The following is a 16,199-nucleotide window of genomic DNA, read 5'->3' as shown; positions in this document are numbered from 1 at the left end:
ATGAAACGAAGCAGAAATGAAGTGGCGCGCTGGAGAATGTTACGCCAGGTGCATCGCCGTCGTTCACGCTGGCTGGAAGGGCAGTCGCGACGCTATAAACGCATCCACTGCATCCGCCATCAACTGGCCCAGCAGCAGCGTCGCTCGATTCTGTTTATTACGCAGATAATATAATCAGGCTTCCAGAAACCCTAATTCATCCATTACTCGTCGCGCCATGGAATGTTCCTGTCGTGACGCTCCCCGATCGGTGACTTCACGCATCAGACAATCCACTACGCTGCCCAGCGATGTGGGTCTGCGATAACCCACACGGTCATACCATTCAAAAGACCATTTATCAGACTTACGCTGATAATAAACGGTCAGCCACGCTGAGCAGTTGGCCGGATAACCACTCAGGACTTCAATTTTTGGATCGGCAATAGCCTGAATCCGTGATAACAGCGGATCAAACAGCGTAATAGTCTGGCGAGTGTAGGTTTTATTCATAATGAGCCCGCGACGATACTGCGCATCCCTTCGAGGTCAGAGGTGTAATCAATCAGTAATAAATGTAGACAGCCCTTCTGAATAATTCCTCTTTAAAGCTAAAAAAATGATGTTCAGATCATAATTAGCCGAACAACAGCGCGTAGCGGTCAGGATACCAGAACAGGAGGTGATGAATGACAGGAAACCTGTACAACTTTACATTTAGTCAAGCTACTGAAATTTATGATTTTATTTTTTTAAATGTACAAATCAGCGATTTTTTAACCTAAATACCTGTACAGCTAAGGCCTGGTTGTATAGCTTTACCGCATAGGTTAGTAACTTTTAATGAATCCTATGAGGGCCAACCATGCAGACTAACGTTCGTATTCCCGCTTCAGTATCTGATATCTCAGCTTATTTGCACAGTGCTGCGCAGCCTTCCCAGCAGGCCATTCTTGGATCTGTTGTTACAGAAATTATCAGTTCTGGCCGTAGCCTGAATCGTAAAGCTATCTGCTCAAAACTTATCAGCCGTTTACAACATGTCGACAACCCGGAAGAAGAGCAGCACTACCATGCATTAATTGGCCTGATCCTGGACCGGAGTTAATCGCGCGCCGATATTGTGTCAGCAAGAGATGTGTAAAGCAGAGTGCAGGCGAATCTCACTACGCGATCGAATTCAGTCAGTCAGGGGCAACGCCTTTATTAATTGTGGTCCTGCATAAACGCCACGGTATTAAATTGGGTTGCCTTATGATTATCTCGCAACACAGTTAAGGTTAAAGCGTTAATCAATTATTCTGTGAACCAGATGCATTGCTAAGTGAACATTATCCCGGAAGACGCTGCGCCGTCATCATCAGCGTAACGTTGACCAGTTGCAGGGCGGCCGCCAGCACAATCAGCATGACAATCCACTGTTTTTTATTACGCCACCCCTGGGTGCGCCAGAGATAAACTGCACCGCCAATCAGCAGCGTGATAATTGCCAGCAGTCCCATAATGATTATCTGCATCTTTCCTCCTTCAATGATAAAAACAAAAATGGCTTCTGTGCCAGGCACAGAAGCCATTTTGACTGCATGTTCTCTATCAGAAGACGCGTTTGAATGGTTTAACCGAGACCTGTTTGTAGACGCCTGCGGCAAAATAAGGGTCATCCTGCGCCCAGGATTGTGCGGCTTCTAATGATGGAAACTCAGCAATCACCGTTGAGCCGGTAAAGCCCGCCACGCCCGGATCGTTACTGTCAACTGCAGGCATCGGCCCTGCAATGATCAGGCGTCCCTCTTCCTGCAGCAGTTTAAGCCGCGCCAGATGGGCGGGGCGAACGGCGTTACGTTTTTCCAGTGACTCTGCAGTATCTTCTGCATAAATTACGTAAAGCACTAAGGAACTCCTGATTATCCGAATTTTGCAACACGTTAAGGGATTGACGATTAGAGTGCAAACGAAACCTGTAGAGGGTGAATCGCTCAGCATAAAGGGCTAAAAAGCGCTTTTCTTCAGAGAGGATGGCGGGAGTTATTGAAACTGATTGCTATTTGCATTTAAAATCGCTGCTTCATTCAATCGCCGCGACTGTTATGACCACGCTGACTATGCCATTACCTAAACGCACGCCTGTCTCCATGTTGTTGTCTGTAGCTTTGCATGGCGCTGTGATTGCCGGAATTCTGTATATGTCATTCCAGCAGGTGAGTGAGGTGCCTAAGGCGTCGCAGCCTATCAGCGTGACGATGGTCGCGCCGGAGGTCCAGCCCGAGCCTGCACCGGCCATCGTGCAGCCGCCTGCGCCGCAGCCAGAACCCCAGCCAGAACCCGAACCGCAGCCTGTACCGGAGCCGCCGAAAGCAGAGCCGGTGCCGATCCCTAAACCTGAACCAAAGCCCAAACCTAAACCCAAACCGGAGCACAAGCGGGAGCAGCCCAAACGCGAGGTGAAGCCGCGTCGGGAGACCAAACCGCAGGCTGACCCCTTTAAGCAGGATGTTCCGGCGACCCAGAACAAACCTGCTGCAGCGCCAAAAGCAACGCCGTCACCCACGGCATCGGCCTCAACCGGTCCCAAAGCCCTGGCCGTTACCAAGCCAGGTTATCCGCCGCGTGCTCTGGCACTGCGGATAGAAGGGCGCGTTCGGGTAAAATTCGATGTGGACAGCGACGGACGGGTGGATAATATCCAGATCCTCTCTGCACAGCCGAGCAATATGTTTGAGCGGACCGTCAAACAGGCGATGAAAAACTGGCGCTACGAGAAAGAGAAGCCAGGACAGGGGCTGACGATGAATATCGTTTTCAAAATCAATGGCGGTGCCAGTATTGAGTAAGGCGCCGGGTCAGGCTCAGATTGCCTGACCCGTCAGTTATCCTGCAGGCTGCTGATTGGCGCGGCCGGCTGGCAGAGGACGTGAATTCCCCTCATTGTCGACTGCCACATAGATAAATACCGCTTCCGTTGCACAGTAGGTTTGACCAATCGGCTCAGATGACACTTTTTTGATCCACACTTCCACGTTAATCGTCATGGAACTGTTACCGGTACGGAGACAGCTCGCATGGCAACTCACCACATCGCCCACCGCGACAGGCTTCATGAATGACATACCGTCAACGCGCACGGTAACCACACGTCCTTCAGCGATCTCTTTTGCCAGGATAGCGCCGCCCATATCCATCTGTGACATCAGCCAGCCACCAAAAATATCGCCGTTGGCGTTGGTGTCTGCCGGCATGGCGAGCGTTCGCAGCACCATTTCGCCTTGCGGTAATTTATGTTTTTCGCCCATTGCTTCCACTTTTTATGCAGGTAAATGCTAAAAAAATGCCCGGCGAGCCGGGCAGATGATTATTTTTGTTCCTGCTGCGGCATCTGTCGCCAGATGTAAAGCCCGCTAAGCAGGGTAAACAGTAAGGTCAGACTCGAGAGACCGAACACTTTAAAGTTAACCCAAAACGCCTGAGATAACCAAAAGGCAACATAGATGTTGACCAGGCCGCAGATCAGGAAGAACAGTGCCCAGGCGACATTGAGCCTGCGCCAGACCGCATCAGGCAGTTGCAGCTCTTTACCCAGCATGCGCTGAATCAGCGTCTGCTCCATAAACCACTGACTGTAGAGCAGGGCGGCGGCAAACAGGCTGTAGATCACCGTGACTTTCCACTTAATGAACTCATCGTTGTGGAACACCAGCGTCAGGGTGCCAAAAACGGCCACCAGAACAAAGGTGAAAATCGTCATCTTTTCCAGCTTGCGATAAAGCACCCAGCTGACCACCAGGGCCAGACCGGTTGCTACAATCAGGGCGCCCGAGGCGACAAAAATGTCATAAAGCTTATAAAAGATGAAAAAGACCACCAGGGGGAGAAAGTCGAGTAGCTGCTTCATAGTTTTTCCATTCAGAGTTGGCTTCAAATGCGCCCGAAGGCACACCGTCAATCAACGTAACAGCATATAGAGCCGATAGAGGTAGATAATCAACATTGCTGAAACCACATTGCCTGCGGCAGTGAAAATTACCGAGGAAACATTCAGCGGGAGTACCGTCAGCGAAGAGAAAAACAGCATCACTATTACTTTGGCCAGCAGCCAGAGCAGTATTGCGGGGGCAATCAGCTTCACATTCTTCCAGGCCATCCGCATACTGGCGCGCATCGCGGCAAAGACACCCATCTTCTCACTGGCGACCATCACGGGCGCCAGCGACAGCAGAATCGTCAGCAGAATGCCTGGCACCACCAGCACCATAAAGCCCAGTTGCGCCACCAGCGTCATCAGGAAGGTCAGGAGCAGCAGCTTTGGCAACAGCGGCGCTGACGCACCAATCGCCCGCAGCGCACTGACACGCTGGCCTGAGGAGACCATCGGGATCAGATAGAGCATGCCGCCAAGCAGCAGCGTATTCCCCATCAGCGCCGCAAAGGTGCTGGCCGCCGAGGCACGCAGCAGCACCTGCTGCTGTTCCGGTGACATATTCTGCACCATCTCAAACAACGAACTGGCACTGTCATCGCCCTGTTGCAGGATGGCCATCTGATCGGCACCTGGTGTCAGCACATGCACCAGCATGACAGTGACAAAAGCGGCCAGCAGCGACATCAACAACACTGTAGAGAGTTGATGCCGCGCAAAATTTCCTGTGTCACGGTATAACGAGCTTGCCGTGATAGACATGTACACTCCTTGAAGGAACCGGGTTAATTAACCCGGCGATTGTACATGTTCTGGCAGCTCCGGGGCACCCGGCAGGGCATAACTTTCTGTCATAACAGGTAAAGATGGCGAAAAAAGGGCAGGAAGACCATAACGGGCGCGGGCACGATCGCAGGCTTCATTATGAATACCTCCTTCACCGGACAAAGTGAACTCCCGACAGGGCGCAGGACGCTGTTCATAGATGCCGCAAGAGACACAGCCGCCAATTTCGCCCTGTAAAGCAACGCAGCGGGGTGCTGCACGGTTAGTGCCACGCATATTACGCATGAACAGGTTAAGCGGTTCGGTTAATTCGGTCGGCACCAGGCCGCCCGCATCATCGGCTTCAGCCCAGTAAAATGAGACACGGAAATGGGCGCAGCAGGCGCCACAGCTGACACAAGGGTTGGAAAGCTCACTCATTTGATCATCCGCCCCTCCCAGGGCATCGAACCAAAATCAACAATGAAGATAAGCAACATAGAGCGGGCAAAATTATTCAGCAAGGGGAATTTGGCTGTGGCCGCCGCAGTTGAAATTGATCTAAATCAATCCATTGTTTTTTAAACACTTTATCTGAATGTTACAGAGTGCAATTTTCTCTGAATCACGTTAAATAATTGCCAGCAAAAAAAGCGATGACAGTCGCTACATTCACATTAAGCAAAGGAGTGATGATGAAACTGGCAAAATGCGCGATGCTGCTGGCGCTGGCTCTTCCCCAGCTGGCAATGGCACACGAAGCGGGCGACTTCTTTATGCGGGCCGGCAGTGCCACCGTCCGTCCTACCGAAGGTTCCGATAATGTGTTGGGGATGGGGTCTTTCAGCGCTTCCAACGACACGCAACTGGGTCTGACCTTTACCTATATGGCAACGGATAACATTGGCGTCGAGCTACTGGCGGCCACGCCATTCCGCCATAAAGTGGGTCTTGGTCCGACCGGCACGCTGGCTACCGTGCGCCAGTTACCACCCACGCTGATGGCGCAGTACTACTTTTTTGACAGCAAAAGTAAAGTGCGTCCTTATATCGGCGTAGGTATCAACTACACCACCTTCTACGATGCCGATTTCAATCAGACGGGCCGCGATGCGGGACTGACCGATCTCAGCGTAAAAGATTCCTGGGGTATGGCAGGTCAGGTTGGTCTGGATTATCAGATTAACCGTGACTGGATGCTGAACGCGTCGTTGTGGTACATGGATATTGACACGGAAGTGAAGTTTAAAGCCGGTGGCGAACAGCAGAACATCAATATGCGCATCGATCCCTGGGTCTTCTTCTTCGGAGCGGGTTACCGTTTCTGATGAGAAAAAGGCCGCTGAATCAGCGGCCTTTTTGTGTCGGTTAAGACGTTATTTGATCTGCATGTTGTTGACGACTGACTTCACGCCCGGCACGCTGCGCGTGACCTGTACGGCACGATTAGCCATCTGTGGTGATGAAACAAAGCCGCTCAGCTGAACTTTACCTTTAAAGGTTTCTACGTTGATTTCAGTTGATTTCAGCGAATCATCTTTCAGCAGCTCACCTTTAACTTTCGTGGTCACCACGGTGTCATCAATATAGCCACCGGTTCCCTCTTTGGTTGCGGTTGGCGCACAGGCGCTCAGTGTCAGCGCAACCACGCCCGCCAGTACAGCACCTGTCAGCAGTTTAACGAATTTCATTGCCTTCTCTCCCTGTCACAAAATGGATGCGACGTTACCGTAACGGCGCATTGTCATTGTGGTGCAGATTTTGCAAAAAGGGCAAATAGCGAGATGAAAAAAAGGAAACAAATCATGCCTTATCGTGGGATAAGGCATGCTGGCAGGATTAACGGCTGGCGGCTTTGAGGCGGCTGACGAAATTTTTCAGTTCGCTCAGCATCACTTCAGGTTCTGCATGATGCTTTTCAATGATTTTGACAATCGCAGAACCGGAGATCGCACCTGCGGCGCCGGAAGCAATCGCTTCTTTCACCTGTTCAGGCTCTGAAATCCCAAAGCCCTGCAGCGGTGGCGCCGCGTGGTATTCGCGCAGCTTGTCGATCAGATGCTTCAGCGGCAGGCTGGCGCGATTTTCCGCCCCCGTGACACCGGCGCGTGATAACAGGTAGGTATAACCCCGACCGTGCGACGCAATCTCGCGCAGCAGGTCATCGCTGGCGTTAGGCGGACAAATAAAGATAGGGGCAACGCCGTGACGCAGAGCCGCCTGGCGGAAAGGCGCTGACTCTTCAACCGGGACATCCGCCACCAGAACCGAATCGACACCCGCTTCAGCACAACGGGCATAAAACGCATCCACGCCGTTAGTGAAGACCAGATTGGCGTACATGAGTAATCCAATCGGCAAATCCGGGTATTTCCGGCGGATAGTCGCCAGCATTTCAAAACACTGGCTGGTGTTGGTGCCCGCCGCAAAGGCGCGCAATGTTGCGTTCTGAATGGTCGGCCCATCCGCCAGCGGATCGGAGAAGGGAATGCCCAGCTCCAGCGCATCCGCGCCACCTTCAACGAGGGCGTCAATCACGCGCAGTGAAAGCTCAGGAGAAGGGTCGCCCAGCGTCACAAAAGGAACGAAAGCCCCTTCGTTGTTCGCTGACAGACGGGTAAAAAGTTGATTGTAACGTTCCATCAGATTTCTCCCTGCGCTGTCAAAATATCATGAACGGTGAAAATATCTTTGTCGCCACGGCCAGAGAGGTTAACGACAATCAACTGCTCTTTTTCCGGTTCGGCGTGAATCATCTTCATAGCGTGCGCCAGGGCGTGAGAGGATTCCAGCGCCGGAATGATACCTTCCGCACGACACAGCTGTTTAAACGCGTCCATTGCTTCGTTATCGGTAATGGAGACATATTCTGCACGACCGATGCTGTTCAGGTGCGCATGCTGCGGACCAACTGACGGGAAGTCGAGACCGGCAGAAATCGAGTAAGACTCTTCAATCTGGCCATCATGCGTTTGCATCATCGGCGATTTCATTCCGAAGTAGATACCGACGCGGCCGTGCTTAAGCGGTGCGCCATGCTCGCCGGTCTCAATGCCGTGGCCGGCAGGCTCAACGCCAATCAGCTTCACGCCGGGTTCGTCGATAAAGTCGGCAAACATCCCGATAGCGTTGGAGCCGCCACCCACACAGGCGAGGATGGCGTCTGGCAGACGGCCCTCTCTTTCCAGAATCTGCTTTTTAGTCTCTTCGCCGATCATGCGCTGGAACTCACGCACAATGGTCGGGAAGGGATGCGGACCCGCCGCGGTGCCGAGCATGTAGTGAGAGGTCTCGTAGCTGCCAGACCAGTCGCGCAGCGCTTCGTTACAGGCATCTTTGAGCGTGGCGGAGCCGCTGTGAACCGGGATCACTTCTGCGCCCATCAGACGCATACGGAATACGTTAGGTGACTGACGCTCGACATCTTTCGCACCCATATAGATGCGGCATTTCATGCCCAGCAGCGCACAGGCTAGCGCGGAAGCCACACCGTGCTGACCGGCACCGGTTTCGGCAATGATTTCGTTTTTGCCCATGCGTTTGGCTAACAGCGCCTGACCCAGCACCTGGTTGGTTTTGTGCGCGCCACCATGCAGCAGATCTTCACGCTTCAGGTAGAGGCGGGTTTTCGTGCCTTTTGTCAGGTTTTTGCACAGCGTCAGGGCAGTAGGACGACCCGCATAGTTCTTCAGCAGGTCGGTAAATTCGGCCTGAAACTCAGGATCTTTCTGGGCGTCGACAAACGCCTGTTCCAGCTGCTGAAGAGCGGGCATCAGGATCTGCGGAACATACATTCCGCCAAACTCGCCAAAATAGGGATTCAGTAACGTCATTTTTATCTTCCTTTCTCGGGCCCGCTGTGGAGCAGGCCGGGCAAATCAGTAGGCACGCAGTGTCTGAAACACAGCGGCAATTTTACGGGCATCTTTGATGCCAGGCGCACTTTCCACGCCAGAGTTGAAGTCCAGTCCGGCACAGCCCAGCTGCGCGGCTTCAACACAGTTATCTGCGCTCAGGCCACCGGCCAGCAGCACATCGTTCAGCGTCTGACCCTGCAACAGCGACCAGTCGAAACGCTGTCCGGTGCCGCCATCGCCATTATCAAAGACATAGCGGTCAACATGGGGCCAGTCGCGCGCCGGTAACGTGCCTTCAATGCGCAGCGCCTTCCAGATCTGAATCTCTGCGGGCAGCACCGCACGCAGTTCGGCCACAAATTCCGGTGTCTCATTGCCATGTAACTGCACTGCGGACAGTGAAAGTTCGGTGGCATGCGTGACAATGTCACTAACTGAGTTGTTGCGGAATACGCCGACATAGCGCAGCGGCGCGGCAGCAATCACGGTAAGTGCAGTGGCGGTGTCGATCTGGCGCGGTGAACCTTCAGCGAAAATCAGACCACCGTAGATCGCGCCAGCTTCATACGCAGCACGTGCATCTTCGTCACGGGTTAAGCCGCACACTTTATTGCTGCCCAGCGTGACGCGACGCACCGCGCCCGTCAGGTCAGCTTCTTCCATCAGGGCTGAGCCAATCAGGAAGCCATTCGCAAAGTGGCTCAGCTCGCGAATATCAGCGTAGCTGTTAATACCCGATTCGCTGATGACCGTCACGCCGTGCGACAGGCGTGGCGCCAGTTGGCGGGTACGGTTGAGATCAATAGAGAGGTCACGCAGGTCGCGGTTGTTAATTCCCACGACTTTAGCCTGCAGCGCGATAGCCCGCTCAAGCTCCTCTTCATTACTCACTTCCGTCAGAATGCCCATCTTCAGGCTGTGCGCCACGGCGGCCAGTTGACGATACTGCTCATCGTCAAGTACCGACAGCATCAGCAGGATCGCATCCGCCTGGTAGTAGCGGGCAAGATAGATCTGATAAGGGTCGATGATAAAATCTTTGCACAGCACAGGCTGGGTGATTGCAGCGCTGACAATCGGCAGAAAGGCGAAGTCGCCCTGAAAATATTTCTCATCAGTCAGCACGGACACCGCGGAAGCGTAATGGCGGTAAACCCCGGCAATGGCGGCTGGATCGAAATCCTCGCGAATCACGCCTTTTGAGGGTGACGCTTTTTTACACTCCAGGATAAACGCGGTTCTTGCGCCCTGCAGCGCGTCGTAGAAATGACGGCTGGCAGGTTCAATGCTGTTCTGAAAGGTGGAAAGAGGCTGCTGCTGCTGGCGGGCTTCAACCCAAATCGCTTTGTCCTGAACAATTTTTTCTAACACGGTGCCTTTCATGATTATCCTCTTGCTGCCAGTGCGACTACACGCTCATAAGCCTGTCCGCTGCGGATGGCGTTAAGCGCCTGCTGTGCGTTTTCACGCAGATCTTCCTGACCAAATACTTTAAGCAACATCGCCACGTTGACGGCGACCGCCTCCTCATGGGCCTGCTGGCCATTACCCTGGAGTAAAGCCGTCAGAATGTCACGATTTTCTTCCGGCGTGCCGCCCGCCAGCGCTTCTTTGGGATGGAAGCCAAAACCAAAGTCTTCTGGCGAAAGCTGATAGCGGGTGATTTCCCCTTCACGGAGTTCAGCCACGTGTGTCACATCGTGCAGCGCCACTTCATCCATGCCGCCACCGTGAACCACTGCGGCGCGCTGATAACCCAGCACTTTCAGCGTCTGGGCAATCGGCATCACCAGGTCCGGGCTATAAACACCGATTACTGCCAGTGGAGGGCGCGCCGGGTTGATCAGCGGACCTAACACATTAAATAGCGTACGGGTCTTCAGCTGCTGACGGACCGGCATCGCGTGGCGAAAGCCGGTGTGGTACTGGGGCGCAAACAGGAAGCAGACGTTCAGATCGTCCAGCGCCTGGCGCGCACGGTCAGCGGGCATATCAAGATTAATACCAAAAGCGGCCAGCAGATCCGATGAACCCGATTTACTGGAGACGCTGCGGTTGCCGTGCTTAGCGACTTTCAGACCGCAGGTCGCGGCCACAAAGGCGCTGGCCGTCGAGATATTAATGCTGTTACTGCCATCTCCACCGGTGCCCACGATATCGGCAAACGCGTAATCCGGGCGGGGAAACGGTTTGGCATCTTCCAGCAGCGCCGTGGCGGCTCCGGCAATCTCTTCCGGCGTTTCACCGCGTACTTTCATGGCAACCAGCGCGGCAGCAAGCTGCGTGGGCTCCAGCTGTCCGGTAATAATGGCGCTGAACAGCGCATGACTTTCAGCCTGATTCAGCGTCTGCGCCTGGTAAAGTTTTTCCAGTGTCTGTTGCATCGTTATTCTCCCTGTTACTTCGCCAGCGCCCAGGCCAGCGTCTGTTCAAGCAGACGCGCGCCCTGAGAAGTCAAAATCGATTCTGGATGGAACTGGAAACCGCAGACGCGATCGGCTTCATGGCGAACAGCCATGACCATCCCGTTGTAACTGGCGTTGACCGTCAGCTCATCTGGCGTGTTGCTGCCCACCAGCGAGTGATAGCGCGCCACCGGCAGTGGATTACTCAGGCCGTTAAACATGGCTTCGCCGTCATGAACGATGGAAGAGGCTTTGCCGTGCAGGATCTCGCCTGCCTGACCCACATGGCCGCCATAGGCTTCGACAATTGCCTGATGCCCCAGACAGATACCGATAATTGGCAGACGACCGCGCAGCACCCGCAGCAGCGCCGGCATACAGCCAGCATCTTTTGGTGCACCGGGGCCGGGGGAGAGCATCAGCACCGGATTTTCCATCCGCTGCAGCTGTTCAATTAACAGTTCAGCGGGAAGATTGTTGCGATAAATCACCACGTTGTGACCAAAGGTCCGCAGCTGATCAACCAGGTTATAGGTAAATGAGTCGATGTTATCGAGCAGCAGAATATCGGCCATCAGAAGATCTCCTTGCAGTGATGGGCAGTTGCAATAGCGCGCAGTACGGCGCGGGCTTTATTGCGGCTTTCATCCGCTTCAGCCTGCGGATTAGAGTCCAGCACCACACCGGCGCCCGCCTGCACGGTGGCAACGCCGTCTTCGACATAGGCCGAACGAATAACGATACAGGTATCGAGATCGCCCTGGGCAGTGAAGTAACCCACCGCGCCGCCATAGCTGCCGCGACGCGTGCGTTCAGCACCGGCAATCAGCTGCATGGCACGAACCTTAGGTGCACCACTTAGCGTGCCCATGTTCATACAGGCGCGATAGGCGTGCAGGACGTCGAGGTCGGCGCGCAGCGTGCCCACGACGCGGGAAACCAGATGCATCACAAAGGAATAGCGGTCGACTTTGGTCAGATCAGCGACATAACGGCTGCCGGGCACGCAGATACGCGCCAGATCGTTACGCGCCAGATCCACCAGCATCAGATGTTCAGCCAGCTCTTTATGGTCGGTGCGCATCTCCAGTTCAATGCGGCTGTCGAGATCGCGGTCCAGTGAACCATCTGCATGGCGGCCACGTGGACGGGTACCGGCAATCGGGTAGATCTCAATCTGACGCGAGGTGGCGTCATACTTCAGCGAGCTTTCAGGCGACGCGCCAAACAGGGAGAAATCCTGATCCTGCATGAAAAACATGTACGGGCTTGGGTTGCTGTTTTTCAGCGTGTCGTAGGCGGCCAGCGGTGACGGGCACGGCAGCGAGAAGCGGCGCGACGGCACGACCTGGAAAATCTCGCCGATGCGAATCGCCTGCTGCATGGTGCGAACCACGTCGCAGTACTCTTCATCACTCTGGCTGGTCGTCAGCGACATCTGTTCTACCGACTGAACCGGCAGGGCCGGAGCAGGCTGCAGCATCTGACCATGAAGCTGCTCAATGCGACGTTGCAGGCGCTGGAATTCGCTGGTGGACGGGCAGAACAGGCTGGCCTGCAGACGCGCGCTGCGGGTCTGGTGATCGATCACCAGTAAGGTCTCTGCCAGGTAAAAACAGTAGTCGGGGCAGCGTTGCTGATTATCCAGCTCCGGCAGGGTTTCAAAACCTGCCACCAGATCATAAGCGAACAAGCCTCCCAGCAGCACGGCTTCACGTTCGTCGGCAGAGGAGTTAACCAGCTGTGGAATCAGACGCAATGCATCAAACACCGACAGGGCCTTAAGGCGGGAATCTTCATCCTGCTGATGATCGGTGCTCTGCGGGAAAGTCAGCTCGCGTCCATCGGGACGGACCTGATTGCTGACGGAGGCGGGCAGCGCCTCATCCAGCAGTGGCAGCACGGCGCGGCCATTTTCTGACAGCGCCTGAACGGTAACCGTATTACCCATGGCGCTGATACGCAGCGCGCTGTCGACAATCAGCAGGCTTTTCAAATTGCGCTTGCTGTCGATGTCAGCAGATTCGAGCAGCAGGGTTGCCGGACGTGCGCCGCACAGCTGATGAAACACTGCGGCCGGATCTTCGCGGTAGGGCGCGTTGCCGGTAATCAACTTCACTGTAGGTTTCGCATTTGGCATGATGATTTCTCTGAATTTCGCTCAAAAAAAAGCCCGCTCGGTGGCGGGCTCAGGTATTAGCACAGCGTTTACGCAAAGTGTGCACGACCCAGTCGCCCGTATTCGGGAACATCGCGCCAACCGTTTAAATGCGTGATTACAACAGCCATGATTCAATACCCGTTACGTGTGAACTTGTGTACTAGTTAACGGGTTCAGCGCGGAAAAGTCAATAGCCTTTTTCACTGAGCATTAAAATCGTTATCATGCTGGCCGGTTTAGTATTAGCAGGAGTTCTTTTGAGCGATATCGCCCGTTTCCCGGTTTACGATTTACACAGTCACACGCGTGCCTCCGATGGCTTTCTGACGCCAGCTGCGCTGGTGCAGCGAGCTGTAGAGATGCGCGTCGGCGTACTGGCGATCACCGATCACGACAGCGTTGCAGGTGTAGAAGAAGCGCAGCAAACGGCACTCGACCAGGATTTACCGATAAAGGTGCTGGCAGGTGCAGAGATCTCCACACTCTGGGAGAACCATGAGATTCACATCGTGGGCCTGAACATTGACATCCACCATCCGGCGATGGTGACCTTTCTGGCCGGACAACATGCGTGCCGTCGGATACGGGCCGAAGAGATCGGTGAACGACTGGCCAGGGCGCGTATTCCGGATGCGCTGGCGGGAGCGATGCGACTGGCAGATGGCGGCATCATTACCCGTGGTCACTTTGCCCGCTTTCTGATTGAGCAGGGCAAAGCTGAGAACATGGTGCAGGTGTTCAAAAATTATCTGGCGCGTGGCAAAACCGGCTACGTGCCGCCACAATGGTGTACAATTAAACAAGCTATTGATGCGATTCATCATTCTGGTGGTTGTGCCGTGCTGGCGCATCCTGGCCGTTACGGTTTATCAGCAAAGTGGCTTAAACGACTGGTCGCCCATTTCCGCGAAGCGGGCGGCGATGCGATGGAAGTCGCACAGTGCCAGCAGCCACCTAATGAGCGCACGACACTGGCGCAATACGCCAGAGATAATGAACTGGCCGCATCACAAGGTTCTGATTTTCATCAACCCTGCCCGTGGATTGAGTTGGGCCGCAAACTCTGGCTGCCCGCGGCGGTTGAGCCGGTCTGGGAACGCTTCCCGGATCTCGCTCCCAGCCTGGCAATCACGGAAAGGTGACACGAGGTTTTTATGAGTCAATTGTTTCACATTCATCCGGATAACCCACAGCCGCGCCTGATTAATCAGGCGGTCGACTACCTGAACAAAGGCAGCGTCATCGTCTATCCGACCGATTCCGGCTATGCGCTGGGCTGTCGGCTGGAAGAGAAGGGCGCGATGGAGCGCATTTGCCGTATCCGTCAGCTCGATGGGCACCACAACTTCACCCTGATGTGCCGGGACCTCTCAGAACTGTCGGTTTATTCGCAGGTGGGCAACTCCGCCTTTCGTCTGCTGAAAAACAACACGCCGGGTAACTACACCTTTATTCTTAAGGCGACCAAAGAAGTGCCGCGTCGCCTGATGAATGAGAAGCGTAAGACCATTGGTCTGCGCGTACCGTCGAATCCAGTCGCACTGGCGCTGCTGGAAGCCCTGAATCAGCCGATGATGTCGACCTCATTAATCCTGCCGGGCAACGATTTCACCGAGTCCGATCCGGAAGAGATTCAGCACAGCATTGGTAAGCTGGTCGATCTGATTATTGACGGCGGCACGCTGGGACAGCAGCCGACCACGGTGGTCGATCTGACCACCGATGCACCGGAAATTGTGCGTGAAGGGGTGGGCGATACCCGCCCGTTCCTGTAATTAAGTCGGGCTTCAGACACCGCGGGTCGGTGTCTGAGTCAGATTCGACTCTAGCCAGCTCTTAAACTGGCCGTAAGGAATATAAAGTGACACATCTTTCAGGATCACTTTGTTATTACGACCATTCTTAATCGAATCAGAATAGCCAACAATAACGCCGCTTAGCGTATCATCACGGTTGTAAACGCCGCCGCCCGACATTCCCTGAACCACGCCTGCGTTAGACGCCATGGCGATACACGGGCTTTTATTCCAGTTATTCCTGATAGCCGTGCGGGCTAAATTAACCCCTGTCGATTCAACGGGCATCGCGGAAATAAAGCTGTAGCCATACATTTTAACGGGATCGCCGATGTCACCGCTGCGGAATTTAGCCAGCGTGTTAGCATCATTCTTGTGATAAATAATCGCAAGGTCGCAATAAGGGTGATATGACTTCACGCGCTGTACGGCAGTTTTAGCAACGTGCGCAGCGGTGAGGCTATATTCAGGCGTCAGAGGTATGCTGGTGCCCAGTGTGCCGAGACCGAGGATCGTCGGAATGCCCGTCACGCTCATATCTACGTGCTGCATCGCCGTGCGACTGTACTCAGTATGGCCCACAGAGCAACCGCTCAGGACCAGTGCAGCAAGCACCGGGCACAGAAACAGGTTTCTCATAATGGTTTTCTTTATTCAGGCATGTCGGAAAATCCCTGGTGAAGATTTGTGACATGCAAGCAAGGTTCATCACTGAACCGTATTAACGCAACAACTCCGGATGCGCCGGTTTATTGGATTAATTAAAAAACGCTATTTTTATTAACGTATGGCATAACCACACGCTGATGTTGCAAAAACGCTTTATCGCGTTTTTATGTTTTTTTATTGTACTGCTGAGATTAAGTGTACCATCTTAATAGTATCGTACAATTTATTAAAGTTAATAAAAAACAAATATCACGGAAAATAAGGTTTTAAATAAATCTCCCTTAGGAATCAACTGCCTTTTTTATATCGACCAATCGCTTGTCATGGATAAAATCAAACAGGCAGTTTTTTACACTAGCACTGGCGCTTTTTGCAGAGCATCAAAAGCACGAGCCCAGCAAAAGAAGCTTAAGGTAGTGTTAAGGTTTTTATCATCAGAACATGGTTTTGCCTGGAAATGAATGCTTAAGAAATATAATTACGCTCAGCTATAAAGTTTTTGATGTCTGCGTTTTATTAAACATATTTTCTTATGATAAAGGGTGATGTTATTTAAATGTAAATTAAAGATTATCAGATATAAAACAATCAGAAACCAAACTATTATTAAGCCATTGCTCTGCTCATAAAGCACGTTACATCAGCGTTAAATGC

Annotated in this window: 19 protein-coding genes, 1 pseudogene and 1 other annotated feature; of the genes and pseudogenes, 6 read left to right on the top strand and 14 right to left on the bottom strand. The window is 53.4% G+C overall.

The annotated features are described in order from the left end of the window. Positions 1–174, top strand: coding sequence for a YciY family protein (locus tag H7K52_RS06115; RefSeq protein ID WP_003853917.1), 174 nt, complete (start codon positions 1–3; stop codon positions 172–174). Here H7K52_RS06115 and H7K52_RS06110 read toward each other — a convergent pair whose 3' ends face one another. Next, on the bottom strand, positions 175–492 hold the full coding sequence (locus H7K52_RS06110) for a hypothetical protein (RefSeq protein WP_003853915.1): 318 nt from the start codon (positions 490–492) through the stop codon (positions 175–177). A gap of 352 nt (positions 493–844) precedes the next feature. On the opposite strand from H7K52_RS06110, the gene ycgZ reads away from it, so the two are divergent. Beyond that, positions 845–1,087 (top strand): regulatory protein YcgZ, encoded by a 243-nt coding sequence (ycgZ, locus tag H7K52_RS06105; RefSeq protein ID WP_003853913.1) that lies wholly within the window; start codon positions 845–847, stop codon positions 1,085–1,087. Between the two features lie 223 nt (positions 1,088–1,310). On the opposite strand, the gene H7K52_RS06100 is transcribed toward ycgZ, so the two are convergent. After that, positions 1,311–1,496: a hypothetical protein gene (locus tag H7K52_RS06100; RefSeq protein ID WP_003853911.1), complete on the bottom strand. Its 186-nt coding sequence runs from the start codon at positions 1,494–1,496 to the stop codon at positions 1,311–1,313. 76 nt (positions 1,497–1,572) lie between these two features. Further along, positions 1,573–1,869 carry a YciI family protein gene (locus H7K52_RS06095; protein WP_003853909.1) on the bottom strand — a complete coding sequence of 99 codons (297 nt, stop codon included), beginning with the start codon at positions 1,867–1,869 and terminating at the stop codon, positions 1,573–1,575. A 197-nt stretch (positions 1,870–2,066) separates the two neighbouring features. Here H7K52_RS06095 and tonB point away from each other — a divergent pair, with 197 nt between their 5' ends. Continuing rightward, positions 2,067–2,810: a TonB system transport protein TonB gene (tonB, locus tag H7K52_RS06090; RefSeq protein WP_008925290.1), complete on the top strand. Its 744-nt coding sequence runs from the start codon at positions 2,067–2,069 to the stop codon at positions 2,808–2,810. Between the two features lie 36 nt (positions 2,811–2,846). Here the strand turns inward: tonB and yciA are convergent, their stop codons facing one another. The 4 genes from yciA to H7K52_RS06070 are packed head-to-tail and all read right to left on the bottom strand — an operon-like array spanning position 2,847 to position 5,098. Next, positions 2,847–3,269 (bottom strand): acyl-CoA thioester hydrolase YciA, encoded by a 423-nt coding sequence (yciA, locus tag H7K52_RS06085; protein WP_003853906.1) that lies wholly within the window; start codon positions 3,267–3,269, stop codon positions 2,847–2,849. A 59-nt stretch (positions 3,270–3,328) separates the two neighbouring features. Further along, the gene (locus H7K52_RS06080; protein ID WP_182629828.1) at positions 3,329–3,868 is read right to left on the bottom strand and encodes a septation protein A; all 540 of its coding nucleotides are present in this window, start codon (positions 3,866–3,868) and stop codon (positions 3,329–3,331) included. A 51-nt stretch (positions 3,869–3,919) separates the two neighbouring features. Then, positions 3,920–4,654, bottom strand: a complete 735-nt coding sequence (locus H7K52_RS06075; protein ID WP_003853901.1) for a YciC family protein — start codon at positions 4,652–4,654, stop codon at positions 3,920–3,922. Between the two features lie 27 nt (positions 4,655–4,681). Beyond that, complete coding sequence (locus H7K52_RS06070; RefSeq protein WP_003853899.1) at positions 4,682–5,098, bottom strand: YkgJ family cysteine cluster protein; 417 nt, start codon at positions 5,096–5,098, stop codon at positions 4,682–4,684. Positions 5,099–5,349: 251 nt separating this feature from the next. Between H7K52_RS06070 and ompW the strand changes: the two genes are divergently transcribed. Continuing rightward, the gene (gene ompW / locus H7K52_RS06065; protein WP_181162201.1) at positions 5,350–5,985 is read left to right on the top strand and encodes an outer membrane protein OmpW; all 636 of its coding nucleotides are present in this window, start codon (positions 5,350–5,352) and stop codon (positions 5,983–5,985) included. 48 nt (positions 5,986–6,033) lie between these two features. Here the strand turns inward: ompW and H7K52_RS06060 are convergent, their stop codons facing one another. From H7K52_RS06060 to H7K52_RS06030, 6 genes and pseudogenes are all read right to left on the bottom strand, one after another. Further along, complete coding sequence (locus H7K52_RS06060; protein ID WP_009089937.1) at positions 6,034–6,348, bottom strand: BON domain-containing protein; 315 nt, start codon at positions 6,346–6,348, stop codon at positions 6,034–6,036. Between the two features lie 148 nt (positions 6,349–6,496). Beyond that, entirely contained in the window at positions 6,497–7,300 is an 804-nt protein-coding gene (gene trpA, locus H7K52_RS06055) for a tryptophan synthase subunit alpha (RefSeq protein WP_078804458.1), read from the bottom strand. Next, positions 7,300–8,490, bottom strand: coding sequence for a tryptophan synthase subunit beta (gene trpB, locus H7K52_RS06050; RefSeq protein WP_003853891.1), 1,191 nt, complete (start codon positions 8,488–8,490; stop codon positions 7,300–7,302). The genes trpA and trpB overlap by 1 nt, the downstream gene beginning before the upstream one ends. 45 nt (positions 8,491–8,535) lie before the next feature. After that, a complete protein-coding gene (trpCF, locus tag H7K52_RS06045; RefSeq protein ID WP_003853888.1) occupies positions 8,536–9,897 on the bottom strand; it encodes a bifunctional indole-3-glycerol-phosphate synthase TrpC/phosphoribosylanthranilate isomerase TrpF in 1,362 nt (453 codons plus the stop codon). A gap of 2 nt (positions 9,898–9,899) precedes the next feature. Continuing rightward, positions 9,900–11,494, bottom strand: a pseudogene (gene trpD / locus H7K52_RS18930) (bifunctional anthranilate synthase glutamate amidotransferase component TrpG/anthranilate phosphoribosyltransferase TrpD). After that, complete coding sequence (locus tag H7K52_RS06030; RefSeq protein ID WP_140033352.1) at positions 11,494–13,059, bottom strand: anthranilate synthase component 1; 1,566 nt, start codon at positions 13,057–13,059, stop codon at positions 11,494–11,496. Before H7K52_RS06030 ends, trpD begins: the two are co-directional and overlap by 1 nt. Before the next feature lie 23 nt (positions 13,060–13,082). After that, positions 13,083–13,184 (bottom strand) — a sequence feature (Trp leader region). Positions 13,185–13,337: 153 nt separating this feature from the next. Between H7K52_RS06030 and rnm the strand changes: the two genes are divergently transcribed. Then, positions 13,338–14,222 (top strand): RNase RNM, encoded by an 885-nt coding sequence (rnm, locus tag H7K52_RS06025; protein WP_003853885.1) that lies wholly within the window; start codon positions 13,338–13,340, stop codon positions 14,220–14,222. Between the two features lie 12 nt (positions 14,223–14,234). Continuing rightward, entirely contained in the window at positions 14,235–14,855 is a 621-nt protein-coding gene (locus H7K52_RS06020) for an L-threonylcarbamoyladenylate synthase (protein WP_003853883.1), read from the top strand. A 12-nt stretch (positions 14,856–14,867) separates the two neighbouring features. Here H7K52_RS06020 and H7K52_RS06015 read toward each other — a convergent pair whose 3' ends face one another. Beyond that, positions 14,868–15,515, bottom strand: coding sequence for a serine protease (locus tag H7K52_RS06015; RefSeq protein ID WP_182629827.1), 648 nt, complete (start codon positions 15,513–15,515; stop codon positions 14,868–14,870). Between the last annotated feature and the right edge of the window lie 684 nt (positions 15,516–16,199).

The sequence above is a fragment of the Pantoea hericii genome (genome assembly GCF_014155795.1).
Taxonomy (GTDB): domain Bacteria; phylum Pseudomonadota; class Gammaproteobacteria; order Enterobacterales; family Enterobacteriaceae; genus Pantoea; species Pantoea eucalypti.
The sequence above is the reverse complement of the archived record's forward strand: the minus strand, read 5'-3'. Positions and strand labels throughout refer to the sequence as shown.